General features: G+C 66.9%; 25 protein-coding genes. 14 read left to right on the top strand and 11 right to left on the bottom strand.

The genetic code is table 11. The annotated features are described in order from the left end of the window. Positions 1-172: 172 nt before the first annotated feature. Entirely contained in the window at positions 173-481 is a 309-nt protein-coding gene (locus ACGFZ3_RS17830; RefSeq protein WP_392924241.1) for a hypothetical protein, read from the bottom strand. Between the two features lie 101 nt (positions 482-582). On the opposite strand from ACGFZ3_RS17830, the gene ACGFZ3_RS17825 reads away from it, so the two are divergent. Continuing rightward, positions 583-1,077 (top strand): DUF1543 domain-containing protein, encoded by a 495-nt coding sequence (locus ACGFZ3_RS17825; RefSeq protein WP_392924238.1) that lies wholly within the window; start codon positions 583-585, stop codon positions 1,075-1,077. Here ACGFZ3_RS17825 and ACGFZ3_RS17820 read toward each other — a convergent pair. Further along, positions 1,059-1,757: a M949_RS01915 family surface polysaccharide biosynthesis protein gene (locus ACGFZ3_RS17820; RefSeq protein ID WP_392924235.1), complete on the bottom strand. Its 699-nt coding sequence runs from the start codon at positions 1,755-1,757 to the stop codon at positions 1,059-1,061. The two genes, ACGFZ3_RS17825 and ACGFZ3_RS17820, sit on opposite strands and share 19 nt — an antisense overlap. A 164-nt stretch (positions 1,758-1,921) precedes the next feature. On the opposite strand from ACGFZ3_RS17820, the gene ACGFZ3_RS17815 reads away from it, so the two are divergent. Beyond that, positions 1,922-2,740 carry a SapC family protein gene (locus tag ACGFZ3_RS17815; protein WP_392924232.1) on the top strand — a complete coding sequence of 273 codons (819 nt, stop codon included), beginning with the start codon at positions 1,922-1,924 and terminating at the stop codon, positions 2,738-2,740. A gap of 62 nt (positions 2,741-2,802) precedes the next feature. Here the strand turns inward: ACGFZ3_RS17815 and ACGFZ3_RS17810 are convergent, their stop codons facing one another. Further along, the gene (locus tag ACGFZ3_RS17810; RefSeq protein WP_392924229.1) at positions 2,803-4,161 is read right to left on the bottom strand and encodes a CpaF family protein; all 1,359 of its coding nucleotides are present in this window, start codon (positions 4,159-4,161) and stop codon (positions 2,803-2,805) included. Further along, positions 4,146-5,414 (bottom strand): CpaE family protein, encoded by a 1,269-nt coding sequence (locus ACGFZ3_RS17805; RefSeq protein ID WP_392924226.1) that lies wholly within the window; start codon positions 5,412-5,414, stop codon positions 4,146-4,148. The genes ACGFZ3_RS17810 and ACGFZ3_RS17805 overlap by 16 nt, the downstream gene beginning before the upstream one ends. Before the next feature lie 301 nt (positions 5,415-5,715). On the opposite strand from ACGFZ3_RS17805, the gene ACGFZ3_RS17800 reads away from it, so the two are divergent. After that, the gene (locus ACGFZ3_RS17800) at positions 5,716-6,705 is read left to right on the top strand and encodes a helix-turn-helix domain-containing protein (protein WP_392924223.1); all 990 of its coding nucleotides are present in this window, start codon (positions 5,716-5,718) and stop codon (positions 6,703-6,705) included. A 276-nt stretch (positions 6,706-6,981) separates the two neighbouring features. Here ACGFZ3_RS17800 and ACGFZ3_RS17795 read toward each other — a convergent pair whose 3' ends face one another. From ACGFZ3_RS17795 to ACGFZ3_RS17785, 3 genes are all read right to left on the bottom strand, one after another. Beyond that, entirely contained in the window at positions 6,982-7,377 is a 396-nt protein-coding gene (locus ACGFZ3_RS17795) for an OsmC family protein (protein ID WP_392924220.1), read from the bottom strand. Between the two features lie 101 nt (positions 7,378-7,478). Further along, a complete protein-coding gene (locus ACGFZ3_RS17790) occupies positions 7,479-8,339 on the bottom strand; it encodes a phosphatase PAP2 family protein (protein ID WP_392924218.1) in 861 nt (286 codons plus the stop codon). 45 nt (positions 8,340-8,384) lie between these two features. Next, positions 8,385-10,244 carry a sensor histidine kinase gene (locus ACGFZ3_RS17785; RefSeq protein ID WP_392924216.1) on the bottom strand — a complete coding sequence of 620 codons (1,860 nt, stop codon included), beginning with the start codon at positions 10,242-10,244 and terminating at the stop codon, positions 8,385-8,387. 24 nt (positions 10,245-10,268) lie between these two features. On the opposite strand from ACGFZ3_RS17785, the gene ACGFZ3_RS17780 reads away from it, so the two are divergent. The 11 genes from ACGFZ3_RS17780 (at position 10,269) to ACGFZ3_RS17730 (ending at position 19,095) form a co-directional block, all read left to right on the top strand. Continuing rightward, positions 10,269-11,240 carry a helix-turn-helix domain-containing protein gene (locus ACGFZ3_RS17780; RefSeq protein ID WP_392924213.1) on the top strand — a complete coding sequence of 324 codons (972 nt, stop codon included), beginning with the start codon at positions 10,269-10,271 and terminating at the stop codon, positions 11,238-11,240. Between the two features lie 151 nt (positions 11,241-11,391). Continuing rightward, a complete protein-coding gene (locus ACGFZ3_RS17775) occupies positions 11,392-12,039 on the top strand; it encodes a response regulator (RefSeq protein WP_392924209.1) in 648 nt (215 codons plus the stop codon). Between the two features lie 114 nt (positions 12,040-12,153). Further along, complete coding sequence (locus ACGFZ3_RS17770) at positions 12,154-12,543, top strand: response regulator transcription factor (protein WP_392924206.1); 390 nt, start codon at positions 12,154-12,156, stop codon at positions 12,541-12,543. A 352-nt stretch (positions 12,544-12,895) separates the two neighbouring features. Continuing rightward, positions 12,896-13,327, top strand: a complete 432-nt coding sequence (locus ACGFZ3_RS17765) for a hypothetical protein (protein ID WP_392924202.1) — start codon at positions 12,896-12,898, stop codon at positions 13,325-13,327. After that, positions 13,324-13,836, top strand: a complete 513-nt coding sequence (locus tag ACGFZ3_RS17760; protein ID WP_392924199.1) for a YidH family protein — start codon at positions 13,324-13,326, stop codon at positions 13,834-13,836. The genes ACGFZ3_RS17765 and ACGFZ3_RS17760 overlap by 4 nt, the downstream gene beginning before the upstream one ends. 115 nt (positions 13,837-13,951) lie before the next feature. Beyond that, positions 13,952-14,875 (top strand): formylglycine-generating enzyme family protein, encoded by a 924-nt coding sequence (locus ACGFZ3_RS17755; RefSeq protein ID WP_392924195.1) that lies wholly within the window; start codon positions 13,952-13,954, stop codon positions 14,873-14,875. 17 nt (positions 14,876-14,892) lie between these two features. Beyond that, entirely contained in the window at positions 14,893-15,876 is a 984-nt protein-coding gene (locus tag ACGFZ3_RS17750; RefSeq protein ID WP_392924192.1) for a transporter, read from the top strand. A 36-nt stretch (positions 15,877-15,912) separates the two neighbouring features. Continuing rightward, positions 15,913-16,731: a DUF2092 domain-containing protein gene (locus tag ACGFZ3_RS17745; RefSeq protein WP_392924187.1), complete on the top strand. Its 819-nt coding sequence runs from the start codon at positions 15,913-15,915 to the stop codon at positions 16,729-16,731. 1 nt (position 16,732) lies between these two features. Further along, positions 16,733-17,257 (top strand): hypothetical protein, encoded by a 525-nt coding sequence (locus ACGFZ3_RS17740; protein WP_392924184.1) that lies wholly within the window; start codon positions 16,733-16,735, stop codon positions 17,255-17,257. A 103-nt stretch (positions 17,258-17,360) separates the two neighbouring features. Further along, positions 17,361-18,473, top strand: a complete 1,113-nt coding sequence (locus tag ACGFZ3_RS17735; RefSeq protein WP_392924181.1) for a sensor histidine kinase — start codon at positions 17,361-17,363, stop codon at positions 18,471-18,473. 4 nt (positions 18,474-18,477) lie between these two features. Beyond that, the gene (locus tag ACGFZ3_RS17730) at positions 18,478-19,095 is read left to right on the top strand and encodes a response regulator transcription factor (RefSeq protein WP_392924178.1); all 618 of its coding nucleotides are present in this window, start codon (positions 18,478-18,480) and stop codon (positions 19,093-19,095) included. A 23-nt stretch (positions 19,096-19,118) separates the two neighbouring features. Here the strand turns inward: ACGFZ3_RS17730 and ACGFZ3_RS17725 are convergent, their stop codons facing one another. From ACGFZ3_RS17725 to ACGFZ3_RS17710, 4 genes are read right to left on the bottom strand one after another with little or no spacing between them, the layout of a single operon-like run. After that, positions 19,119-20,807 carry a hypothetical protein gene (locus ACGFZ3_RS17725; protein WP_392924175.1) on the bottom strand — a complete coding sequence of 563 codons (1,689 nt, stop codon included), beginning with the start codon at positions 20,805-20,807 and terminating at the stop codon, positions 19,119-19,121. A 21-nt stretch (positions 20,808-20,828) separates the two neighbouring features. Further along, a complete protein-coding gene (locus ACGFZ3_RS17720) occupies positions 20,829-22,166 on the bottom strand; it encodes an OprD family outer membrane porin (RefSeq protein WP_392924172.1) in 1,338 nt (445 codons plus the stop codon). Positions 22,167-22,175: 9 nt separating this feature from the next. Continuing rightward, positions 22,176-23,876 (bottom strand): aspartate:alanine exchanger family transporter, encoded by a 1,701-nt coding sequence (locus ACGFZ3_RS17715; protein WP_392924169.1) that lies wholly within the window; start codon positions 23,874-23,876, stop codon positions 22,176-22,178. Between the two features lie 30 nt (positions 23,877-23,906). After that, positions 23,907-26,657, bottom strand: coding sequence for a hypothetical protein (locus ACGFZ3_RS17710; protein ID WP_392924167.1), 2,751 nt, complete (start codon positions 26,655-26,657; stop codon positions 23,907-23,909). Positions 26,658-26,848 lie beyond the last annotated feature (191 nt).

Below are 26,848 nucleotides of genomic sequence, written 5' to 3'. Positions count from 1 at the left end.
GGTGGGTTTGCGGGGGCTTTGCGAAACATGGATGTTTCGCAAGAGCCTCCACGGATGGATTCACGGCGCCCCCCGCAAACCCACACCCGCCGGCCAAGCCGCAGACATCCGCAGACCAGGGCTTTTGCTGTTGTTTTTTGCTTTTGCTCTGCGCCTTACGCGCCAACCGACATCACTCGCAACGAATCGCCGTGATGATGTTGTCCTTGTCGAGGAAGACGCGCAGGCGGTCGGAGCGGCGGTCGCGGGTGGCGATGGTGGAGCCGGGGCCGATCGGGATGATCAGGCCGGCGCCGCTCTGCTTGAAGACGGTGCGCAGGGTGGCTTCGTCGGCGTTCTTGCCGATGGCCCAGGTCAGGGCTTCGGCGTGGCATTCGCCGCTGCCGGCGATTTCCGGGCCGGGCGCGGTGGCACAGGCGGACAGGGACAGAGCGGTGGCAAAGGCCACCAGCGGAAGCACGTTGCGCGAACGGGTCGTCATGGGTCGCTCCTGCGGTTGCCAGCCCCGACCATACCACCGCCGTGGTGGCGCCGGGGTGGGCGCCGCTACACTGGCGGCCGGAGTCGACGAAGGAGTGGGCGGTGCTGCACGTGTTCATGCTGGGTGGGCGCCACGCCCGCGCGCGGATCGAGGTTCATGACGTGGCGTTCGCCAACGTTGATCGCATCGAGGATGCGTATCCGCAGCTGCGCCGGGACTGGTTTGGCGAGATCAAGGGCCTGCACGTGGACGGCTGGCTGGCCGTCGACGGTGTCGAGGACCATCGCGTGCGGTTTGGCGATGCCGCACCGGCGGAGGGGGAACCGCGGCTGTTCTTCGTCAACCTGGGGGGCTACGTGCCCGGCGCACTGGGCGAGGCGCATGACTACGTGTTGCTGGTCGCGCCCGACCTGGCGGCCGCCAGGCGCAAGGCCAAGGCACTGCAGGACGCCCGCTGGAGCAAGCCGCATACCGATGCCGTGCTCGAAGTGGATGACTGCATTGCCATCGACCAGGTAGGCGGCCGGCATGTGCAGCTGGTGCGTGGTGCGCACGCCGGCATTGAGCAGGTCAGCGATTACATCGTGATCGGCTGAGCGCGCACCGCCGCCCACAGCGCATCCAGGTGCTGCACGAACGGTGCCGGCGCCGCCGCCAGGTTCGCGCTGTCGTGGCGCTCCCCGCCGCGCGGCTCCTCCCCAGGCAGTGACACCCCAGCGTCCCCTTCGATGCCGTACCGCGTGCCGCCATCGATCAGGCTGACATGCAGCTGGTGCGGGTCGCCGCCGCCCCCACAGAATGTGCGGCTGGCCAATGTGATCTCTGCCTGCCCATCGCCGTCCAGGTCGGTCACGCCCACGTGCTCCAGGAGCCAGCCGGCGTCCAGGTCGAGACCGGCGCAGGGCTGGCGGATCTGCCGGTGCCATTGCCTGCTCCAGACCGTATGGGGACCAGGCCGGGCGTGCATCTGCGCGGTCAGGACCACCACGTCAAGTACCTCACCGCTGTCGGCATGCTCAAGGGTTTCGCTTCTCCGCTCGAGCACCAGCAGGCCTTCCCCGTGACGATCGCGGAAATGCAGCCGCCGAAGCGCGGCATCGCCGCCCGGCAGCGGGGCGGCCGTGGCCACCGGTTCGGGAAGCAGGATCAGCGCTGGCGCCACGGCCGGTACCTCGCCCGCGCAGGCGGCCACGGCCAGGCAGGCGACGCCCACCAGGACAGGGCGGAATGGACGGGTCAGACAGGAAGGTCCGTGCATGGGGGAGTGGTCGCGCATCTGCGGCGATCATCACCCGTCCCCATTGGCATGGCCACGCCCCGCGTCGCGACCGGCTTGTTCAGGGCCGCAAAGACCCATCGGACGCCTGTTGTTGCACTGCAGCGATCTCGCCGGCGCTAGCCCGCTGCAAAACAGCCACGTTATAGTGGTGGATCAATGCGGTGCCCGCTTTCGTGCCCGGGCTGTATGGCGCGTCGTACCTGACCAACTTCATGACTGCTGAAACGACTACTCCGCCGGCCGCTCCGGCCCAGGCTTCCGGTCCGCTGTTCTACCGCCAGCCGCTGCCGCTGCAATCGGACAAGCACGCCAACTGGCGCCTGCGTCCGGGTTCGCTGGCGTTTGCCGCCGAGACCAACGCCATTCCGGCCGTGATCGGCGAATTCGGCATGGCGGCCCAGCATTTCCCCATCCTGTTCACCGGGCAGGATGCCTCGCCGATCGTGGCGGTGGGCCTGACCCGGCGCAATCTGTTCGTGGCCGATGGCAAGTGGGCCGACGATACCTACGCGCCGGCCTACCTGCGCCGCTACCCGTTCGTGTTCATGCAGTCCGATGAAGACGGCAACTTCCTGCTGGCGCTGGACGCTGATTCGGAGCAGGTCAACCAGGGCGTCAGCGACGAAGGCGAGCCGTTGTTCGTTGACGGCAAGGCGACCGACCTGGTAGACAACGCCATGAAGTTCTGCGCCGATTTCACCCGGGAATATGAGCAGACCCGCCAGTTCAGCGCCGCGCTGAAGGAACAGGACCTGCTGGTCGAGCGCAGCATAGACGTCACCCTGCCCAGCGGCGAAAAGATGTCGGTGAACGGCTTCTACGTCGTGGATGTCGAGAAGTTTGCCAAGCTGCCCGACGACATCATCGTTGCCTGGCACCGTAATGGTTGGCTGGCCTCGATCCACCACCACCTGAGTTCGCTGGCGCGCTTCAATGCGCTGGTGCAGCGCCAGAGCGCGCAGGTCGCGGCCGCTGCCTGAGCAGCCAGCGTGTGAGTGCGCAGACGGCGGCCGCAGGGTCGCCGTTTTTGTTTGGCCAGCGGTCAGGAACTGCTGTTCCGTGAACGGCCCAACTGTCTCCGGAACCCTTCAAGCTTGCTCGAGCGTGGCTGGAGATCGATCCCCACCCAGCGGTCCTGCTCCCGGCCGTCGGCGTCGATCTGCAGTTCGTGATGGGACAGTTCGCGAAGGCTGATGAGGCTGTCGCAGATACCGGTGATCTCGCTGATCGAGGCGATCACACGGCGGCCGCTGCCCAGCCGTTGAACCTGCACGACAAGATCAACCGCACCGGCGATCTGCCGACGCAAGGTGTCTTCGCTGCCCTGAAAGCCCGCGAGTCCGGCCAGTATTTCCAGCCGCTGCAGGCCGTCACGCGGCGAGTTGGCACGGAGGGTCGCCATGGAACCGTCATGGCCTGTCGCCATCGCCTGCAGCATTTCAAGCGCCTCGGCACCCCGCAGTTCACCGACCAGGATCCGATCGGGACGCATGCCCAGGCTGCTGCGCATCAGCTCGCGGGTACTGACCGCGGTCTGGCCGTCCGGGCCCGCTGGGCGGCTTTCGAGGCGGACGACATGCGGGTGCTTGAGGGTCAGTTCGGCAACCTCTTCAACGGTGGCAATGCGTTCGTGGGCGGGGATGCATCCGGCCATTGCGTTGAGCAGCGAGGTCTTGCCCGATTCGGCGGTGCCACAGATGAGGACGTTGCAGCGGCCACGCACCATGGCGTTCAACAGCGCGTGCACGGCCGGATCGAACGTGCCCATGCGCAGCAGTTCGTCACAGGTGAAGGGGATCCTGCGGAACTTGCGGATGGATACCACCGGGCCATCAAGAGCCAACGGCGGGATGATTGCATTGAGATGGCCGCCCGCGGGCAGGCGCACATCGGCAATGGGGCTGTCTTCGTCGAGGCGGCGGCCCAGCGGGGCCAGGATCCGGCGCAGGATGCGCAGCAGATGATCATCGTCGGTGAAGCGCTGGCTGATGGGCGTCAGTTGCCCGCCCCGGGAGACGTGGATGTCGCGGTAGCCATTGATCAGGATAGCGTCGATGGCAGGGTCGCGCAGCAGGTCGTCCAAGGGGCCGAAGCCGGTCAGTTCCTTGACCAGGGCGGCAGCGACGACCTGCATTTCAGCGGTGTTGACCGGGATGCGCCATTCCTGCACGAACCGTTCGGTCTCGGTGGCGACGTAGCGCGCGACCGTGACGGGCGACCAGGCGTCGATGTCGACCTGGCCGTCCTCGATGCTGTTGAGAAGGTGCTCGTGCGCCGCTGCCAGCACCCGGAGAAAGTCCTCGGACTGGGCAAACGGCACCCGGGGTTCCGCGGCGGGATGGGCGGGCATCAAACCCGCACGCGAAGCGGCATGATCGAAGGGAGCTACTTTCTTTTCCATGGGCTGCGGTCCAGGAAGCGCAGGATGTTCTGCAGCGGGGAGTGGGGCCGGGCAGGCGGCGCCGCCGGGCGCAAGCGCGCCAGCAACGGCGCCAGGGCGCGCAGGTAGGGCGCGCGCGGTGCATCGTGCAGCAGCAGGTGCCCATGGGTGGCGCTGGTCTGCAGGCGTTCGCAGCAAGGCAGGCTGGCCAGCAGCGGCAGGCCGAACCGGGCAGCGATCTGGGTCGGCCCGAGCCCGCCGCCTGGGCCGTTGCGGCGGTTGATGACCAGGTGCAGGCGGGCATCGCGGTTGCCGATGGCGTCCAGATGTTTCAACACCTGGTCCAGTGAGACCAGGCTGCCGATGGCCGGGTCGGCGATCAGCCATATCTCGTCGGCACCGTTGAGCAGCGAGCGGGGAATCTGACGCACCGGCACGCCGCCCAGGTCGCACAGCACCGTCCCGAACACGCCGCGCAGACGCTGCATCAGTACGGCTGGATCGGCGAGGGTGGCACCCTCGCCGCCTGCCGGCTGCCCCAGCAGGCGCAGTCCACCTTCGTGACGCGTCATCACCGTGGTGACCACGCTCGCGTCGATGCGATTGGCGTGGCGCAGGGCATCCTCGTAATGGAAGTGGCTGTCCACGTTGAGGTACAGCGCGGCATCGCCTGTCGGCTGGCCGAGGTCAACCAGCAGCGTGTCGGGCGCGTCGCCCCCTCCAGCGCGATGCGGCGCGAGCTGTTGCGCCATGACGCCCAGATGCGTGGCCAGAGTACTGGTGCCGACGCCGCCGCGTACGCCCAGCAGCAGGATCAATCGAGCCCTTTCGGCTCCCTGCGCCGGCTCGGCGGGAACGTCGGCGGGCAGCGCTGCGGCGCGCCGCAGCACGGCGTCGATCTCGGCGGTGCTGGCCTCCAGGTCGAGGATGTCGCGCAGGCCCGCACGTACGGCCGCAACGACCCCTTCCTCGTTCCTCGCGGACGTCGAGCCGACCGCGACCAGCGGCAGGTCGGGATGACTGCGCTGGAGCCGCCTGGCCAGTTCGCTCGATGCCTGCGCGCTCCCGTCCAGGTAATCCAACAGCACCAGGCAGGTGCCGTTGCGACGATGAACGTCGAGGGCGCCGGCCGGTGCGGCGCTGTCCTGCCAGTGCACGCGCATGCCGACCGGGAGCCGGGCTTCGAGCAGGGCAGCCAGATGGCTGCCCGGCGCATAGAGGACGAGCGTCATTGGCGGCGGCTTGGGGTGCAGCAACTGGAGGCTGGCGGCCATGGGCTGTCGTCCTTGCGCGCGGGGCGCGTCGGACGATGTTCCGCCATCGCAGGCCCCGGCGGATGCACAAAATCGGCAGGGTGCGCGGTGGCATCAGGGGAGGGGACCGATCACCGTCGGTGAAGGAAGCATATTGACGCCGTGTAGACATCTTCACGCGGACACTCGGGCGGAAGCAGCGATGCTCATTCGCACCGATACAGCCACGCATTCCAACGGGGGGAATGCCCAGCAATCCAGGGGAGGGCAGCAGGGTCGATGGTGACCACCCTGCGGTCACCCCGCAAGGGAAGCCACTGTCATGGTCGATGGTGAAGTGCGGCAGGGTCACGATTCCAGGTTGCGCCAGCATGATCTGGCGTCCTTGAGCAGCGTGCTCCGCGTATGCGATCTGGAACTGGTGCTGCTGGATGACAACGGGCCGCGGGCCTCGATCCAGTCGCAGGTCCATGATGAATCGCTGTTCTGCACGGCCACGTGTGCTTTCCAGTGTCGTGGACGCTTCGTGCTGCCGGCCGAATGGTGCCTGCTGGGCTTCATCCACGAGACCGACGAAGCGCGAAGCTGGTGCCACGGGGTAAGCCTGGGCGCGGGGACGGCGCTGACGGTATTTCCGGAAGGCGCCAGCGAATTCGCGCTCAGTGCCGGCACCCGTTTCAGTTTCCTGCTTGCCCCCATGCAACGGATGCAGCGCAAACTCACCGAGCTGAGCCTGTGCTCGAACCTGCCGTTCGGGCAGACGCTGTCGCTGTTCCAGGCGGACGCTGGCGGCAGCGGATCCCGCCTTGCCCAGCGCTACACGCAGCTTCCCGCCTGGTTGTGCAATGAGAACGCGGTGCTGCCGCCGGATGCGGTCGATACGCTGCTGCACGATCACGTCCAGGCGTTGCTGGCTGCCCGGGGACAAAGCCGGCCGGCCAACTCCCGCGCGCGGCGCGCGCATTACCTCATCGCACAGCGCGCAGAGAGTTTCATGCGGCAGAACCTGCGGCGCAACATCTACATGCACGAGATCTGCGCTGCCGCCGGCGTGAGCGAACGTGCCCTGCGCTATGCCTTCGAGGACCTGTTCGGGACGTCGCCGAACAGGTACCTGTCGATGCTGCGGCTGTGCGCCGCGTGCCGGGGGTTGTCGATGGCCGACGCTACCCGCAGGTCGGTGAAGGCGGTGGCGCTCAGCTGCGGCCTGTGGGATCTGTCGCGGTTCGCCGACAACTACCGGCGTGTGTTCGGTGAACTTCCGCGCGATACGTTGATGCGGGCGCCCACCGCGACGGGCATTCTCGCCTGAGTGCACGTTTCCGGCACCGTGCCGGAATTGCACATCCACGTGCCGCAATTCTCCCTCGTCTTGCCGGAACACACAGTCGTGCTGCCGGATCGAGGCGTCTTCGCGTCCATTCCACGGCTCTAATGACCACGAAGCGCCAACGCGTGGAAGGTCACCTGGATGCACAGGATCCCGCGACCGGCACACTTTGTCCTGGCTCGCTGTCAACCGCGGGATGTCTCCCCCGTCATCGCTCAGGGGGCAGCGAGCCAGGCCATTCTTCGATGGCGATGCGTCTCAGCTGGGGCCCCGCTCGCTGGTAATGACCGCCCCTTCGCGCATCACCAGGGTCACCGGCGTCCGTTCGACAACATCGAGCAACCGCTGCCACTGCGCGTCATCGAGCGCACCGGTGGCATGCAGGACCCGGTGGACCAGCAGCCGGTTGTCGGCGTCGCGGGAGGAGGAAAGCTCGGCGCGGAACGTACCGAGATCCCAGCCCTTCTTCTCCGCATACATGCGCAGGGTGATCGCCGTGCAGGCCGACAACGCAGCCAGGTACAGTTCGAACGGCGCCATGCCCGCGCCCTGGCCACCCAGCGTGGCCGGTTCGTCGGCCACCACGACATGTGTGCCGGCCTGGATCTGGTGCCGGTAGTCGGGGCCGTCGGAGATAATCTGGACCTGTGCCATGGGGCGTGCTCTGCAACTGGAAGGATCCACGGAGCATGCCACGCGGGCACGCCGCACGCAGCCTGCCGGCGACGGGACGGAGTGTTGCCGGCGACGGTGGATCATTCCACGCCGGGAATGATCACCTTCAGCGCAGTTGCCTCGGCCTCGCAGTCCTGCGCCACCACGCCGCTGCCGCGCAGGCTGTCGATCTCGGCGCGGGCGGCGCGCATGTCCGCGTTGAAGGTTTCATTGGCATGCAGCACCGCGACGGCGCCAGCGCCGACCGCGCGGCCTTGCAGCACGTCGCTCTGCCAGTGCGCGTTGCAGATGAGCCGGTTTTCGCCGAAGGCACGGCCGCGCGCGAGCACGGCGTCGGCCTGGGCCGGGCTCAGCTCGCTGAGCAACAGAGCCCAGGCCCAGCCGATCGATGTGTGCCCTGACGGATACGAGCCGTCGGTGCGCAGTGACGCTTCGTCGGGCGGGAAACAGGTCCTCTCCTTGTAGAACACGAACGGCCGGGTGCGCTTGTAATGATCCTTGGCCGCGTACGTGGCCAGGCCCGCATCGACCAGGCTGCGTTGCAGCAGCAGGTACAGACGAGGGGTGTCCTGCTGGCTGATCGGCACCCCCAGCGCGCACGAGAACGTGCCGGCCACCTGCGGGAAGCGCAGGTCGGCATCGCGAATGGCCAACGCATAGCGCGTGCCGGACTTCAGCTTCTGCGCCGCCCGGCTGATTGCCTGGTCGCGGGCAAACCCGGGCGAGCCCCTGGCGGGGGGTGGCGGCAGCAGCGCCAGGCTGTCGGGCAGGTCGCGGCCCAGGTAGCCGGCGGGCACGCCCGGGCGCAGTTCGGGGACCGGCGCAGGCGGTGGCGGCAGCGCGGAGGGGTGCGCCACCGGTGATGGGGCGGTCAGCGGGCCTGTGGCGCAACCGACCAACAGCGCGACGGTAAGCCAGGACGTCCTGCGAAGAGAGGGCATGGAAAACTCCAGACGTGTGGGTGCAATCTGTCGCCGCCAGTAGTTCTACTGGCCGGGCGTTCCACGTGGGGCAGCGTCGCGCAGGGGAAAGCGCACCTCGATCCGCGCGCCGCCCAGCGGGCTGGTGCCCACATGCAGGGTACCGGCCAGCAGCCGCGCGCGCTCTTCCATGCTGATCAGGCCCAGCCCAGGCGTGCGCCGAAGGCGGCTGTCCAGGATGCCCACGCCATCATCATCCACCCGCAGCACCACGTTCTGCCCGCGCACGCACACCAGTACATCGGCCACACTGGCCTGCGCGTGCTTGTCCACGTTGTTGACCGCTTCCTGCACGATCCGGAACAGGCTCAGCTCCTGTTCGTCGTCCAGGTGCGGTGCATCCTCGATGCTGCAGCGCACCCGCAGGCGCCCCCGCGCGTTGCGCTTGATGCAGAACGCATCCAGCGCACTGGCAAGGCCGGTGAAACGCAGGATGCTGGGATGCAGTTCGTGGGAAATGGCACGGATGTCGTTGGAAACCGACAGCAACTGGTCCTGCAGCTCGACGACGCTGGGGCGCTCGGCGGGCGGGATGTGGTTGCGCAATGTGCTGAGCCGGATCGAAATCGCGGCCAGCGACTGGTTGACGTCGTCATGCAGGTCGCGCGCAATCCGGGTGCGTTCCTCCTCCTGCACCACCAGCATCCGCCCGGTGACCTCGCCAAGGCGCGCGTACGCACGCTGCAGCTTGATCCGGTTGGACAGCTTCTGCTCGGACAGTGCGCCCAGGAACAGCAGCGCGAACCCAGTGCACAGGGTCCAGGCCTGGCCGGTAAGCAGGTTGCGTTCGGGCGTCCAGAAACCGAACGGCCCCATTGATTCCAGCCCCAGCTGCATCCCCAGCACGGCGACCGCCAGCAGGGTCATCGACGCACCCGCGATGCCAAACACGATCAGCGTCCAGACCAGCAGTGGGATCGGGGCAAGGGTAAGCAGCGGGGTGACCACGCCGTTCTGCCAGTCCACGGTCCATAACACCACCAGCACCGCCATCAGGACCAGGGCCAGGCCCGCGTTCCGCCAGTGCCAGCCGTGCCGTCGCTCGGGCGCTTCAAGGATGCGGGCAAGGTTGACCAGGGCCGGCACCAGCAGCAGGTAGCTGACGCTGCTGGTCAGGGCGAACTCGCGCATGGCGGCCGGTTCCAGCGCGTCGCCACGCCCGCCCAGCGCCAGCGCGTACCACCACGCTCCGCACAGCGGCAGCAGCACGCAGGCCAGCAGCAGGAACAGGGTCAGGTCGCGGTAGTCTTCCAGTGCGGCGCGCTCGCCGCGCCAGCGCAACAGCAGCCATGCCACCACCGCGGCCATGGTGAATTCCCCAAGGCTGGCCAGCAGGCGCGGCAATGCTGACAGCGGCACCAGCAGCAACGACAACACCGTGCCGGCACAGGCGGCAAGCAGGCACCGGCGCCATTGGTTTCGCGGCGTGAACAGCAGCCAGCCCAGCAGGAGTGGGCCGGGTACCCACAGCACGTGCAACCGCGGCGTGTCGGCCAGGGTGGGCAGCCAGTGGCCGAGCATGCAGCCGACCAGCAGCGGAAGCACCGTTGTTATGAGAACGCGCACGTCCAGTGGAGATGATGTGAAGCGTTTCCGGCGTGGAAAAGGAAGTCGACTGCGGACAGTGCCGGGCGGAGACGCTTCGACCTGGTTCACCTGGCTGCCTGCCTGCACTCTGCACCTCGGGGAGATGCGCGGGATCGCCACACTGGCTATCCATGCGCCGTAACGTGGTACGACTTTCGGGTGAGCAAGGGACTGCGACCGGTCATGGCTGGGGGCCGGCGGCGCCGCTTGTCGCCATGCCGCAACGGCCCCACAATCGCGCCGATGAGAACAGGTTGAGTCGACGCGCGCTATCCACATTCCGACACGTTGCTGGAGTTGGTGATGGACGAACCGGTGTCTCCCTACAGTCGTTTCGTGGTTGACGGCTTTGATGCGGACGCCCTGTTGGGGGTGGTGCGCGACGCCCGCTTCGAGCAGCGGCTCCTGGCTGCCGGTCACTTCCGCGCCTGTGTGCAGCGCCTGGTCTTTCCCGAGTTCAGCCTGGACAGCGGCGCCTACACCCTGCCGATCTTCGCCAGCGGAAGTTTCAGCCAAGGCATGATCGCGCTGGCCCTGGCGGTTACCTGCGCGCAGCCGATGTGGGCGAACGGGCGCTGGATCGGAGCGGGTCAGATCATGGTGTTTGCCGAGGACAGCGAACTGAATGTGCGGCCCAGCCCCGGCGGCTGGCAGTGGGCGGTGATGCTGATTCCGCGCGCGGTGCTGCAGCGCGAAGCGGTGCGGCGGGTGGGGCGCGAGTTGCGGTTGCCCCGGGGCGGCTGGTACAGCCGCGCGGCAGCGCCCAGGGACGCGCGCAACCTGCGCGAAGGGGTGTTCAAGGTCCTGCAGGACGCCGCCGATTGGGACGGGATCATCCGGCCCGAGCAGCTGGACATGCAGGCAGCGACGCTGCTGGGGGTATTCATCGACGCGGTGGCGGCCTCCGATGGTGGTCCAGAACGGCGCGGCCTGGGCAGCTGCAACGAACGCCGCCGTGATGCGATCGTGCGCCAGGCGGAGGCCTACCTGAAGTCACAGCTGGAAAACGCATATGACAGCCGGGCGCTTGCCGTCCATCTGGGGGTAAGCGAACGCCAGCTGGAGCGACTCTTCCGCGATGCCTATGGACACGGTCCGTGCCACTGGCATCAGCTGGCCCGATTGAACCTGGCGCGTAACGTCCTGCGCCATGCGAGGGGCACGCTGGGGGTGACCGAAGTGGCCACGCGGTTCGGGTTCGCGCACCTGGGGCGATTCTCGGTGATGTACCGCGACGTGTTCGGCGAAAGCCCCCGGGATACCCTGCGGGGCTGAACCGTTTTAAACACCCGTCACAGTACAGGACAACGTCACGGCGCCATCACGTCGTCACCATCAAGGTCGAGCCGTTGTGCGGGGCCGGCCACACCGCTGGTCCGCAGAGCACTTCAATCAGGGGACGATTGATGCCACGGGAGACGATAACATGCAGGTTTCGTATTCGACGGCGGAGTGCCGGTATCGCAGGGTAGTGCTGGCCGATGACCACCGCGTGGTGGCTCAGGGCATCGAGCATCTGCTGGAAGACCAGTTCGATTCGATCGAGCTGGTGTCCTCCGGCGAGGAGCTGGTGGAGGCCGTTCGACGGGATCCTCCCGACGTGGTGGTGGCCGACATCAGCATGCCGGGCCTGACCGGCATCCAGGCGCTGCGGCGGATCCGTGAGGAGGGCTATGACATTCCGGTGGTGTTCCTCACCATGCACGACGAGTCCAGCGTGGCCGCCGAGGCGATACGCGCAGGTGCGCGCGGGTATGTGCTCAAGAGCGCGGCCGGCGAAGAGCTGGTGCGCGCGCTCGCCGGCGTCATGGGCGGGCATACCTACGTGACCCCGACGCTGGCGGTGGATGCCATCACCAATGCGGGGCGGCACCAATATGTGCTGACCGACAAGCAGCTGCGGATCCTGGAGTATGTGGCGAGGGGCCTGCGCTCGAAGCAGATCGCCTACGAACTGGGTGTTTCCGTGCGCACGATCGAATCCCACAAGTACGCGATCATGCAGGAACTGGGCGTGCATGGAACGCTGGAACTGGTGCGCAAGGCCGAGCTCGAAGGGTTGATCCGCCACTAGACACCCCGTCGGCGGTGGGCAAGTAGATTTACTTGCCTCCGCCCGGTTGTTTTTCCCTTGTTACGGTCTCCGCTGCGGCACACCATCAGGGCACGCGATGCCCTGGCGGAACCCATGAACGCTGTCCGTGTGCTGCTGGCCGAAGACGGCTCCGCCATGGGGCGCCAGCTGCGCGGGCTGCTGGCCGAACAATTCGAGGTCATCGGCCTGGTCCAGGATGGCGCTTCACTGGTCAAGGCCGCCCAGAGCATGCTGCCAGACGTCGTAGTGACGGATATCGCCATGCCAGAGCTCAATGGGCTGGAAGCCGCACGTCGGCTGCGCGTGCAACGCCCGGTGCTGGGCGTGGTATTCATCACCGTGCATGCCGAACCGCAGATGGTGGACCAGGCCATGGCGCTGGGGCCCTGCAGCTATGTGCTCAAGTCCGATGCCGGTGATGACCTGGCACTGGCCGTGCAGGCCGCGCTGCGCGGCGAGCGGTTCGTGTCGCGCTCGCTCTGAGCCACCGGTACCGGCTCAGACCAGGATGCCTGCCAGCTTGGCCACCAGGTCCCTACCGACATCGCCACCAGCGCCAGCGGCAGCAACGGCACGAAGGTGACCAGCAGCAGCGCCGCAGCGAGCCACCAGGACAGGTGCGGCTGCCTTGCAGCGCACCGCTGGCGTGCAGCAGGCGGTGCACCAGTCCACCCCGCATCAGTGAGTAACGCTCCTGGCTCATGCCGGAGGAGCATGCCCGTACGGTCAGCCGCTGCCGACGCAGTAAAAATACTGAGGCCGGTGCAGTACCTATCCCGATGTGCATAGACGTTGGCAGCAGCCAAGCTGGAATCCTCTGGACCGGAACCCGGCAATGCTCCTCGCCATCGACTTCCTGACGCGCTTCTGGACGGACATGATCGATCGTACGGACGGTCCGATGACGTTCCGCTTCATGCTGCAGCCGACCATGGCGCTGATCACCGCGCTGATCGACGGCATCCGCGCTGCGCGCGCGGGAAAGCCGCCCTATGCCTGGCTCATCGCGCACAGTGCTGGCCAAGACCGTCTGGCCACCTGGCGCGAAGGTGTCACCGCGACCGCGCGCATCCTGCTGTTGGGGGTGGTAATGGATGTGATCTACCAGATACGCGTGTATGGCAGCTTCCGCTACCCGCTGGAGTCCTTCGTGGTGGCAGTAGGGCTGGCCTTCATTCCGTACCTGGTCCTGCGTGGCCCTTTTACCCGGCTTGCCGCGCATTGGTTGCGCACTCACCCCGCCCATGACAAGGGATCCCGGCAATGATCGAAAACGATCCTGAGAAGGCGTTGACCGAGCAGGCAGCCGCATTGGAGCACGCGCGCCAGGTCCTGGGCGGCACGGACCAGGCGTCGCTGGAACTATCGTCGCGGCGGACCGGAATGTCGTTCCAGCGCACGCGCATGAGTGCCGACCGCACGTTGATGTCGATCATCCGGACCGCGTTGTCGCTGATCGGATTCGGTTTCACCATCTACCAGTTCTTTGGTCACATGCTGGAAGTGCCTGGCGTGAACCTGCGCCCACATGCGCCGCGCAACTTCGGGGTGGCGCTGGTCGGACTCGGCATCGTGATGCTTACGCTCGGCATCGTCTATCACGTGCGCTACATGCAGGGGCTGCGGCACGAACGCCGGTTGATGATCGGCGAAGGTCTCGTCCATGGGGAGAGCCACTATCCCATCTCCCTCACCCTGATCACCGCCGGATTGCTGTGGCTGCTCGGCCTGCTGGCCATCGCCGGCATGACATTCGACGTGGCGCCGTTCGGATGACGCGCCTGCGCTGCGACGTTCAATCTTCCCGCACCCCTGACCCGGAGAACCCGATGGCAGCCACAGCTTGCCGAACCCGATCGCACCGGCGGCCCTCGCTGAAGGATGGCCAGGAATGAGTGTCGTGGCCGACAGCATGATCGAGATTGAAGGCGGGGTGTTCCTGATGGGGTCCAACGACCACTATCCGGAAGAGCGCCCGGCGCACAAGGTGCGTGTCGGGGCATTCCGGATTGACCGCTATCCGGTCACCAACCGGGAGTTTTCCCGCTTTGTGGCCGCAACCGGTTATGTGACGGCCGCCGAACGGCCGGCGGATCCGCGCGACTATCCGGGCGCTGACCCGGCCCTGCTGGCGCCCTCGTCGGTGGTGTTCGTGCAGCCCGCCCATCCGGTGGACATGTCCAATACCCACAACTGGTGGCATTACGTGGCCGGCGCGAACTGGCGCCACCCGCGTGGGCCGTTCACCCAGCTGGATGGGCTGGACGACCACCCGGTCGTGCATGTGACCTTTGCCGATGCGCAGGCTTACGCCATATGGATGGGCAAGGACCTGCCGACCGAAGCGGAGTGGGAGTATGCGGCGCGCGGCGGGCACGACCCCACCGAATTTGCCTGGGGCGACAGCCTCACCGTACGCGGGCGCCACCAGGCCAACACCTGGCAGGGCGAGTTCCCGTGGTTGAACCTGGAGGAAGACGGCCACCGCTGGACCTCGCCGGTGGGCAGCTACCCCCCGAACGGCTACGGGCTGTACGACATGATCGGCAACGTCTGGGAGTGGACGACCGACTGGTACCAGCAGCATGACCAGCTGCAGAGCAAAGCCTGCTGCGCGATCGACAACCCGCGCGGAGGCGAGCGCCAGCGCAGCCATGATCCGGGCGACCGCAGCGCGGTGCCACGACGGGTGATGAAGGGCGGCTCACACCTGTGCGCACCCAACTACTGCCGCCGCTACCGGCCCGCCGCGCGGATGGCCCAGCCGATCGATACCTCCACCTGCCACGTCGGCTTCCGCTGCGTGGAACGCTGATGAACGAGGTGATTGTCATGCCATCCCCGTCCGCCTCGCATTACCGTCGCAGCTGCCTGGCCACGGCCGTACTGCTGGGCACGCTGGCGCTGGTGGCCACGCTTCCGGCACACGCGGTCGAAGGTGGCCTGGGCCGTTCGATCACGGGCATGCAGATTACCTCGTACGTCGGCATCATCCCGCCGGATCCGGGCATGCAGTGGTCGCTGAGCTATGTGCACTACGACGGAACGATCGGCGGCAGCCGACCGGCGCCCATTGCCGGACAGATCTCGCTGGGGCTGGACGCCGACGTCAGCCTGTTGGCAGCTACGGGGGTATACGTGTGGCCGACCAAGGCCGGCAAGTGGAACTTCGGCACGATGCTCACGGTGCCCTACATCGACGCGGATATCACCGCTGGGCTGCAGGGCCCGTTGGGCAACCAGGTGCGGGTCCAGGACAGCACCTCCAATTTCTTCGACCTGTACTTCGCCCCGGTCATTGCCAGCTACCACATCGACCCGGTACAGCACGTCTCCTTCGGGCTGTACGTGTACGCGCCCACCGCCAGATACACCCCGGGCAAACTGGCCAACCCCGGCATGAATGTGTGGACCGTGTCGCCGGCGGTGGGCTACACCCACCTGTTCCAGACGGGGACGCTGGAGTTCAGCGCGCTGGGCGGCATGGACTGGTACAGCCGCAACGACGCCACCGATTACAGGAATGGCCTGGTCCTGCGCGCCGATGCATTGCTGGTCAAACGCACCCCGGGTGGTTGGGGCTTCGGTGCCGCCGCTGGCTGGGTGCAGCAGGTGCAGGACGATGACAGCGCGCTTGCCGATCGTTTGAATGGCTTCAAGGGCCGCTCGTTCGGGGTGGGTCCGGTGCTGACCTACGGAAAGAAATGGTCCGGTGGCGAGCACGTGGATGTGTCTTTCCGCTACCTCAGTGAGTTCAGCGTGCGCAACCGCTTCGAAGGCGATCCCTGGAGCGTATCGATCAGCGCCGGTTTCTGAGTCGCGCGTTTCCCCTTCCGTTTCCGGAGATACCCCATGGCCACCCCTGCGATCCTCAACGTCCGCACTGCCTGCCTGCTGGTCGCAGGGCTGGCGGGCATCGCATTGCCACTGGCGGCTGCGCCCGCGCCCCCGCCCGCCGCCAGAACCGACGCCGGCGAGCGCGATCCCGAAGCGCTGGCCGCGCTGGACCGCATGGGCGCGGCATTGCGCGGCCTCAAGCAGTTCTCGCTGACGTCCGATGCCAGCACCGAGGTGGTACTGGAGGATGGCCAGAAGATCGAACTGGACGGGGTGGTGACCTACAAGGTAAAAGCGCCCAACCAGTTGTTCCTGGAACTGCGCAGCGACCGCCAGCTGCGCCAGCTGATCTACGACGGAAATGCGTTGACGGTGTATTCGCCGCGCCTGAAGTACTACGCGCAGGTGGACGGGGCAGGGGCGTCGCTGGGCGAACTGGTCGACCAGGCCGCCACCCGCTACGGCATCGAGATGCCGTTGGCCGACATGTTCCTGTGGGGCACGGACAAGGCGCCCAAGACCGCGATCCGCAATGCACTGCACATCGGCGGTGGCACCGTGGACGGCGAGCCGGTCGAGCAGTACGCGTTCAAGCAGGACGCGGTGGACTGGCAGGTGTGGATCTCCAAGGCGACCTCGCTGCCGAAGAAGCTGATCATCAATTCCCTGGACGACCCGGCCCAGCCGCAGTACCGCGCCCGGTTGACCTGGGATACCCGCACGCCGGTGCCGGCCACCGCGTTCCAGTTCAGTCCACCGGCCGATGCCGCGCGGATCAAGCTGGTGCCGCTGGAGGTTGCCGTGGTGGTCCCCGATGGCAGCCAGGAGAACTGACATGCGCATTCTGCTCAAGACCCGTACGCCTCTGTTGGCCAGCGCGGCAAGCCTGTTGGTCCTGCTCGCGGTGGGCATCGCGCCGGCCAATGCGCAGCACGGGCACCGCGGCGGCGGTGGCGGTGCGGCACGTGCCAGTGCCCATGCCAACATCAACCGGCCGGTACAGCGGCCGCAGGGCGGCGGTGCGCACCGCGATGTGAACCACAACGCGAGCCATAACGTGGACCGCAACGTCAACCGGAACGTGAACCGCAACGTCAACCGGGACGTTCACGTCGACGTGGATTACCACGATGATCACTGGAACCGTTATGACGATCATCCGTTCGCCACGGCGGCGGCGGTCACCGCGGGCGTGGCGGTGACCTCGGCGGTCATCGGCTCCATCGTGAACTCGGTACCGCCCAGCTGCGTCACCACCGTCATCAATGGCATGGCCTACCAGCAGTGTGGCAGTACCTGGTACGAGCCGCAGTACAGCGGCACCACGGTGCAGTACGTGGTGATCAATCCGCCCAGGTAAGCATGACGGTCAACCTGTGTGCGGGTGCGTTTGAAGGGGGGGGTCGAAGGAGAGTCCACATGCACGCTCTTATGCACGCACACAGGCCTCGGAGGCCCGAATGATGACGCTGACGCCACACCCGGAATCGGCAACACGGGACCAGGTGAAGCTGCGGACGGTCCTGAACGCGCTGCCACTGGCCTTGCTGCTGGTCGACCGGCACTGCGTGGTGCGTTACGCCAACGACCGTGCGGCGGCGGTATTCGGCTATGCGCAGGGAGAGATCGAGGGCACGCCGCTGGTCGGGCTGTTGCCCGATGCCACCGGTGCCATCTGGTCCTGCCGCCATCGCGCAGGTCCGGTCGCCGCGCGTGCCATGGACCGCGACGAGCAAGGCCTGCGTCGTGATGGCCAGGCATTCCCGGTGGAACTGCTGTTCAACGCAGTGGAGCTGGACTGTGGGTGGCAGGGCGTGCTCGCGGTCGCCGACCTGACCGCGCAGCGGCATACCGAGCAGGAGCTGGCAGTGGAGCGCGAAAGCATGGCGCACATGTCGCGGGTCACCCTGATCGGAGAGATTTCCGGCTCGCTGGCGCATGAGCTCAACCAGCCGCTGGCCGCGATCCTGAGCAACGCCCAGGCCGGGTTGCGGATCCTGCGCCGCGACCCGGGCGCGATCAGCGAGATACGCGAGATCCTGCAGGACATCGTCGAGAACGACCAGCGCGCCGGCGAGGTGATCAGCCGCCTGCGCGGGCTGCTGCGACGCGAGACCCGAACGCTCGGCGCGCTGCTGGTCAACGACCTGGTGCATGATGCGGTCCGTGTGATCCGCAACGACCTGATCAACCGCGGTGTCGAATACCGGCTGGACCTGTCGGTACCGTTCAGTCGGGTCCAGGGGGATGCCGTGCAGCTGCAGCAGGTGCTGCTCAACCTGGTCATCAATGCCTGCGATGCCATGGTCGACAGCCCCCGCCGGGTGCTGACCCTGCGCACCGACGGGTCGGTGCCAGGGACCATCCGGATCGAGGTGCGCGACACCGGACCCGGCATCGCGGTGGAACGCATGGACGCCATCTTCGCGCCCTTCCATACCAGCAAGCCCGAAGGCATGGGCATGGGCCTGGCCATCTGCCGCACGCTGCTGCGTGCCCACGGCGGCGAGATCCATGCCGGTAACCTGCCCGAAGGCGGCGCCTGTTTCTGCATCGAACTTCCCTTGATGGAGTAGTGCCATGAGCACTGTCGTGCACATTGTCGACGATGATCCGCGCGTGCTTGCCGCGCTGGGGCGCTGCCTCCGCGCCGATGGGCTGGAAGTGACCCTGAGCGGTTCCCCGGACGAATTCCTGGCCAAGTATGATGCCGACACCGCAGGCTGCGTGGTGCTCGACCTGCACATGCCCGGGATGGACGGGCTGGCGTTGCAGCAGCTGTTCGGAGAACGCGGCCAGGCGCCGGTGATGATCTTCGTCAGTGGCGATGCGGACGTTCCCAGCTGCGCCCAGGCAATGCGTGCCGGTGCGGTGGATTTCCTGACCAAGCCGGTGGATGCGGCGGTGCTGCTGGAGGCGGTGATGCGCGGCATCGACGCCGATGCCTGCGCACGGATCCGGCGTAATGGCGAGCAGGGCGCGGTGCAGCGCTACCAGTGCCTGACCCCGCGCGAGCGCCAGGTGCTGCCGCATGTCATTGCCGGGCGCTTGAACAAGCAGATCGCTGCGGACCTGGGTATTTCGTTGAAGACCACCAAGGTGCACCGCAGCCGCATCATGCTGAAGTTCGGCGTACGTTCGGTGGCGGCGCTGGTGCGCCTGGCCGAACTGGCCCATGTCGACCCCGGCAGTGGCTGAACGCGGTCCGCGCCGGCCGGCACTCAGGCCATCGCCAGCACCATCACCGTCCCCCAGGTGGTCAGCAGCACATGGGCGATGGCGACTGCGCCGGAGTAGCCGATCACCGCGATCGGACTGTCCGAGCGCTCCTGCAGCGCGGCCAGTGCCGCGGTGAACGTCTGCGCGCCGGAGATCGCACCCAGCAGCAGCACCCCGGGAATTTTCAGCACCTTGTGCCCGAACCACAGCCCGGCCAGCAACGGGGTCATGGTCACCACGATGCCGCCCAGGAACAGGCCGAGCCCATGTTGTTCCACCGCTTCGACGAAATGCGGGCCGGCGCCCAGCCCGACCATTGCCACGAACGCGGCAAGGCCGTAGGACTGCATCAGCTTGACCGCGCTGTCCGGGACCCGTCCAAACAGGGGGCGGCGGACCCGCAGGTGCCCGACCACGATGCCGCCCAGCAGCGCGCCGACGCTGCTGCCGATGCTGACCGACAGCGTGCCCAACGGAACCACGGCGACGATGCCGAACACCGCGCCGAGGAAAATCGCCATGCCTACCACCACGAAATCGGTGGCGGTGGTCGGGTGCAGGATCCGACCGACTTCGGCGGCAGCACGCAGCACCGCAGGTTCCGGTCCGATCAGTTCAAGCACGTCCCCGCGTTCGAGCACCGTCTGGGTGCCGATCGGTATCGATTGGCCGTTGCGACGGATCCCGCGCAGGAACACCGCGCGTACCGCATCATCGCGGGCGATCTGTTCCAGGCGCTGCCCGGCCCAGGTACGCCGGCTGACCAGCACCTGGTGGGACGCCATCGGAATGTCCAGCAGTTCTGGATCGTCTACTTCCTCGGCACGCTCGCCAAGCACTTCCACCAGCGCGTTGCGTGGACCGCCGATGACGACGTGGTCGCCGGCATGCAGGCGCGTGGCATGGCCCGGCTCGACCAGGGACTTGCCGTGGCGCACCCGGTAGACGAACAGGCGCAGGCCCGGGAGGAGGCATTCGGCCTGGTCCACGCGCAGACCGGCGATGCGCATGCCCGGCGCGATGCGATAGGCGCGGGTATCGAAGGGTTGCCAGGCCGATGCGATGCCGGCCGCCGAGCGTTCGATGCCGAACCGGTGCTCCAGCGCCAGCGCGTCGCCGACCAGGTCCAGGCGCAGCAGGCGCGGCCCGATCACGTTGCAGGTGAGGATCACCCCCAGTGCCCCGGCCACGTAGCACAAGGCATCGGCAACGCCGACATGGGCGATGTAGCGGGCCTTGAGCGCGTCATCGATGGGCAGGCGTTGGATGGCCTCGCTGGCCGTGCCCATCGCCGGCGATTCGGTCAGCGCGCCGGACATCATGCCGGCGGCCAGGCCCGGATCGAGCTTCAGCGCATGGGCGACGACCAGGGCGGCCAGCAGCCCCACCACGGGCATGAATACTGCCAGCACCGCATAGCGCCAGCCATCGCCCTTCATCGCGGACAGGAAGCGCGGGCCGACTTCGTAGCCGATGCCGAACAGGAACAGCAGGAACACCAGCGATTTGGCGGTGGCCGCCACCGGGACATGGAAGGCCCAGCCGATCAGCATGCCCACCAGCAGCGAACCGGTGACGCCGCCGAGGTTGAACCCATGGATCTTGATGCCGCCCAGCCAATGGCCCACCGCCAGGGCCAGGTACACGGCAAGTTCCGGATAGCGGACCAGCAGCGATGCGAAGCCGTCCATGCGCGCCTCCGGAGGGGTGGATCAGAGTCCCGGCGGGTCGTAATAGACCAGCAGCCGGAGGTCGTCCAGGTCGCTGGTCTGCGGACCCTTCTGGCTGACGTGCGCGTACCGCACCCGCATCATCAGGCCTTTCAGCGGTCCGTCGGCCATCGTCCATTGGGCATTGAGGTTGTACTCGTCCTTGGCGTATTCGGTAGGCGCGTCGGGATCGGAGCCATCCACGTACAGCGCGTAGAAGCTCAGCCCCTTGACCGATTGGACGTTGTACGCCGCACGCAGCAGCCAGGCGCCTTCGCCATTGCGGTTGAAATCCTCGACCTGCACGCTGGTGTAGCCGGGATAGCCGCTCCACGGGTTCTGCATGTTGGTGCCGCCGCTGGCACGGGTGTAGCCGGTGGTGAACAGCGCGCCCTTGTAACCCAGTTCCAGCTTGCCACCCCACTGGCGGGCAGAAAATTCATCGCCGCGCAGCAGGTTGTCGCCCGCACTGTCCTGGTCGGAGTACTGCAGCGCCAGGTTGAGTTTGGCGGTGTCGCCCAGCGGAAAGGCGTACTTCGCCTCGGTGTAGAAGATGCCGATGATGTCGTTGCTGTGGTAGTAGATCGCACCGGCGCTGAGCCGGTCGCGGGTGTAGTTCGCGCCGAGGGTATATACACCGCGGTCGACCCAGGACGGCGCGCCGGCGTCCCTGGCCATGGAGACGAAGGTGTCGGCGTTGCGCTCCTTGATCTTGTCGAAGTAGCCGGCGCCGAACTTCCATTGCGGCGCGCCGTCGTCGCCGCCGTACACCCCCTGCACGGTCAGGGCCTGGAAGGTGTTGGGGGTCATGCGCGCGTCATTGCGGTTGACGTAGGGGGTATCGATGCCGAAGCGGCCGAGCTTGAGCCGGGTGTCGTCGTTGATCAGGAATTCGCCATAGGCTTCGCCCAGCACGGTGTAGCCTTCCTGGCCGGGTTTGAGCAGCAGGGTGCCGTCCTTGTCATCCGGTCCGTACAGGCGCTGGGAGGTGTAGCCGGTGGCGCCGAAGGCGAAGCGTTCGCGGAAGTAGCCGGTCTTGAACCCGGCCGAGCCGCCCAGCGCCCACGCCGTGCTCTGGCTGTCGTCGTACTTGTCGCGGTCCAGGTAGAAAGTGCGCGCCTGCACGTCGAAGGTGGTGTCCTTCCACGCCTGGCGGCGCGTGTCGCGGATCCAGGCAGCGCGGTCGCGCGGGGTGAACGCTTCGTCGAGCGGGGTCTGGCCCTGTTCGGTGGAACGGGGCTGCGCGTCGGCCGTTTCCGGGTCATCAGGCGCAGCGGACTGCGCCTGGGCCAGGGCTGGCAGCAGCGCCGCTGCTGCCAGCATGCATGCGAGCGGCTTCATGTCGGCCTCCTAGTTCGAAAGCACCATCGCGAAGTAGCCAAACACCGTGTACAGCACGCCGGACACGGCATAGCCGACCGGGAAGCCCACCCAGGGCACGGTACTGTCGATCTCCTTGGCGGCCTCGCGCGCTGGACCCGAATGCGAACGCGAACCGGCCACGCCGCCCATCAGCACGGCGGGATTGATCTTGAAGAAGTGGTAACCCACGGCCCAGGTGATGAACGGCGGCACCGTGCTGGCGACGAAGCCTGCCAGGAATATCTTGACCGCGATGGCGCCGGTCAGCTGTTCCAGCAGGGTGGCACCGGCGTTGATGCCGACGATGGCGATGAAGGTCACCAGGCCCAGGTCCTCCAGGATGTTGCGCGCGGCGTTGGGCGTGCTGCCGAAGAAGCGCAGCCGCGACACCACCGACGACACCAGAATGCCTGAAAGCAGCAGGCCACCCGCGTTGCCCAGCCCGACCGAGAAGTCGCCGATCGGTACGTTGATCTTGCCGATCAGCAGGCCCAGCACCATGCCAGCGGACAGCGTCAGCAGGTCGGTGGTGGTGCTGGGGCGGGCGATCTTGCCCAGCAGGCCGGCCGCACGGTCGACCGCGCTCTTCAGGCCGGTGACGAACACCACGTCCAGGCGCTTGAGTTCCGTTTCGGCGCCGGCCGGGATGGGTTCGCCCGAGCGTTCCAGCCGGGTGACCTGCAGCTGCCCGGCGAAATCTTCGCCGGCCAGGCTTTTCAGCGGCTTGCCGACGAAGTCCTTGTCGGTGACCAGGATCTCGGCCTGGTCCAGCGGAATGTTCAGCGCCTTGGGGTCGTCCACTTCCACACCGAGCAGGCCGATGTTGTCGGTGAGGTCCTGCAGGCGACCCCCGAGCGCGACCACGTCGCCCTGCTGCAGCACCAGGCCGGGGGCGGCACCCAGCGTCTCCTCGCCGCGGCGCACGTTGGCGATGCGGTACTGCGGATACCTGCTGCGGAACTGGCCGATGCTCTGGCCGGCGGTGGTGGTGTTGTCGAGGCGGTAGGCACGCAGGCCACCACCGCGGTAGCCCGACAGTGCGGCGTCGTCGACATTGCGCACGCCGTGTTCCAGCTCGTATTCGCGCGCGGCCTTGCGCGCATCCACGCCCCACCAGCGCGGCAGGTACTTGCAGATCAGGATGATGCCCACCGTGCCCCAGATATAGGTGACGCCGTAGCCCAGCGCGATCATTCCTGAAACCTGCTCGGCGGTGGTCCCCGGCGGCAGCTGGTAGGCGCCTTGTTCGACCGCCATTTCGGCGGTGCCGATGGCGGCCGACATGGTCTGCGAGCCGGCCAGCACGCCACCGGCGGCGCCGGCCGGCAGGCCCAGCATGCCGGACATCAACACCACCAGGCCCAGGCCGAGCACCGAGCAGATCACCGCCAGGATGGTGAAAGTGATGCCATCCTTCTTGAGGCTGTTGAAGAACGCCGGCCCCACCCGCAGGCCTACGCCATACATGAACAGATAGTAGAAGAGCGACTTGGCGAAGTTGTCCAGCTGCAGCTTCACGCCGTAGGTGGACGCCCAGGTGGCCAGCGCCGCGCCGACCACCACGGCCGCGGCGACCATGCCCAGGCCGTAGCCCTTGACCGAGAACTTACCCACCAGCACCGCCATGCCGACGGTGAAGAACAGCAGGATGTAGGGGTTGTCAGCGAGAAACTGGAAGAAACCTTGCATGACATGTGCTCCTGTCCGGGGAACGGCGGTTCACTGCAGGGAACCGGCACGCAGGCCGGCCAGCGCATCGGGTTTGATCAGTTTGATTCCCTGCGCGGCGTGGTAGCCGTGGATCTCCTTGACATCCAGCTTGCGCATGAAGGCAATGGTGTCGGCGGTGATCACCTGCCCGGGTACCATGATCGGGAAGCCGGGCGGGTAGGGGATGACGAAGTTGGCAGACACCATCTGCGGCCCTTCGGCCAGGCGCCGGTCGACGTCGTCGCTGTGCAGCCGCACGAATTCGCAGTTGGCTTCCTCGTACGCCATGAAGAACGCCGGGCGCATGTGGCCTTCGTTGCTGGCCCCGTCCGGTGCTTCGCGGAAGGCATCGTGGAACTGGCTGAAGTTGGGCAGGTCGGGCACGTCGGTCATCAACGCGCGGACCCGCTCGGCGAAGACCTGGCGACCGTTGTCGCCTTCCTGCGCCAGTCGCGATTCGATTTCGCGCGAGAGGTCGGCCAGCGCCTTGATCAACAGCGCCGCGTCGCTGTGGGTGTTGTTGATGTTGGTCTGTACCAGGATGCTGTTGCGCGAGGTCTTGTTGATCTGGATGTCGAAGCGCTCGGCCAGCAGGCCCTTGAACTGGGTGCCGTCGAAGCCGGCGGCGCCGCAGATCACGGTCAGGCGGGTCGGGTCCAGCGCGAACTCATCGTCGTCCCAGGCCTGCAGCGTCTCCACCCAGCTGGCATTGGGCGGCCCGTAGTCGCGCAGGCCGGAGGCGCGGAATTCGGCCGGGATCATGTCTTCGGGCGTGGCGACATGGAAGTACTTCGAGATCAACGGGTGGCTGTTGATGGTGCGCCGCAGGCGCAGCGCCAGGTCGGTCATCTTGAGTGTCAGGCCGTATCCCTCCAGCTCCATCTGCCGCCGTGCCAGGTCGAGCGAGGCGATCAGCTGCAGGTTTGGCGAGGTCGAGGTGTGGGCGAAGAACGCCTCTTCGAACGGGCCTTCCACCTCGTGGAAGTCCTCGTCCCAGACCAGCATCATCGACCCCTGCCGGAACGCGGACATCGACTTGTGGGTGGAGTTGGTCTGGTACACCCGGATGCGCACCGCATCCGGATCGGGCAGCAGATGTTCATCGAGCTGCGCCGGATCGCCGGGATCGACCTTTCCCCGCTGTTCCTTCCAGGCCTCGTACTCGGCGCGGTAGGCCTTGCTGCGATAGCGCTCGGTCAATGCGGCCGCGGCGCCCAGGCCGGTGCGCCGACGGTGCAGCGGGCTGAAACGGGCGAAGCCGAACCACGCTTCGTCCCACAGGAAAATCAGGTCCGGCTTGATCGCCAGGCATTCCTCCATCACCCGCTGCGGGTTGTACATGTGGCCATCGAAGGTGCAGTTTGTCATGTCGATGACCTTGACCCGGTCCAGCGTGCCGCCGGCCTGGCAGTCCAGCAGCGCCTGCTTGATGGTACGCAGCGGAACCGCGCCGTACATCGAATACTGGGTCAATGGGAAGGCTTCCACGTAGTAGGGCTGCGCACCGCTGAGCACGAAGCCGTAGTGGTGCGATTTGTGGCAGTTGCGGTCGACAATGACGATGTCGCCCGGCTTGCATACCGCCTGCACCACGATCTTGTTCGAGGTGGAGGTGCCGTTGGTGCCGAAGTAGGCGCGCTTGGCGCCGAAAGCCCGTGCCGCTGCCGTCTGCGCGCGTTTGATGGTGCCGGTGGGTTCCAGCAGGCTGTCCAGGCCACCGGTGGTGGCCGAGGATTCGGCGAACAGGATGTTGGTGCCGTAGAAGTGGCCCATGTCGCGGATCCAGTTGGAGCCGAAGATGGACTTGCCGCGTGCGATCGGCAGTGCGTGGAAGGTCCCGATCGGGCGCAGCGCATATTTCTTGAGGTTGTCGAAGTACGGGGTTTCGTAGCGGTCGGCGATGCCATCCAGCAATGCCAGGTGCACTTCCATGGGTTCTTCGACGTGGTGGAAGACGCGGCGCAGCGGCGCGGCTTCGTCGCTGCCGGCCAGCCGCTCCGGGGAGCGGTCGGTAAGCAGGTACAGGTCCAGCTCCGGGCGGAAGTGCTTCAGGGCGCGGGCCAGCGAGGTGGACAATGCGCCGGCAGCGGACGGCTCGGCGTCGTTGCCGAGGTTGCGGGCGAGGAACTGTTTCAGGTCCGGGATGTCGAGCAGCGAGGTGAAACGGAATCCGTCGACGATGACCACTGCCTGCACGTCCGCGTTGACCATTGCCGCCAGCGCGGCATCCTCGAAACTGCCAGCGTGGGTGACGGCATAGTGGAACTGATCATCGCCGCGGCGCATGGCGCGCATTTCGTCACGGGCACGTTGCCACAGCGCCGGTTCGTTGGGGGTCACGATCAACACTTCGAAGTAGGGCTTGTCCGGCGCGCCCAGCAGCTCGGGCGGCAGCGCGTCGAGCAGGGTGCGGTCGCCGTCGTCGTCGGCGTTCCAGGCCTGTTCGTCGCGGCGGAAATCACCGGACAGGATTGCGGCGGAAAGCTTGCGTGCCAGCCGCGCGAACTGTGCGGCGTCGTTGTCGGCCAGAGCCGCCGCCAGCGCGGCCAGCAGGCGTTCGCCGGGGTAGGCCCAGCACTGTTCGAGCGGGCGCAGGTCAGCCAACGCTTCAACGCAGGCGGCGCGCCGTTCGGCGCTGTCGGTGCCTGCGGCAGCCCACACTCGCGCATACGCGTTCAGCTGGCGCCAGTGGTCGGCGCGCATCGAGGCCGCGGCCAGCACCGTGGACAGTTGCGGAGGGGCAGCAGGGTCGGCATTCATGGCAGGGCTCCGGCGGCGAACGAAAGGAACATGCCGCGCGCTGCGATGAGGGCGCGGCGGTCACTACGCAGCGCAGGCTAGACCCCTGCCGCAGGGCCGGGAATTGGCCCTTGGGGCCATGCCGGACGTATGGCCCCAAGGGCCAATTGCGGGGCGGCTGGCCCACGCCTAGCGTGGTTCATCGTCCCCGT

The organism is Stenotrophomonas sp. NPDC047960 (assembly GCF_043204395.1).
In the GTDB taxonomy this organism is placed as follows: Bacteria; Pseudomonadota; Gammaproteobacteria; order Xanthomonadales; family Xanthomonadaceae; genus Stenotrophomonas.
This window is presented reverse-complemented; position numbering and strand designations above follow the sequence as displayed.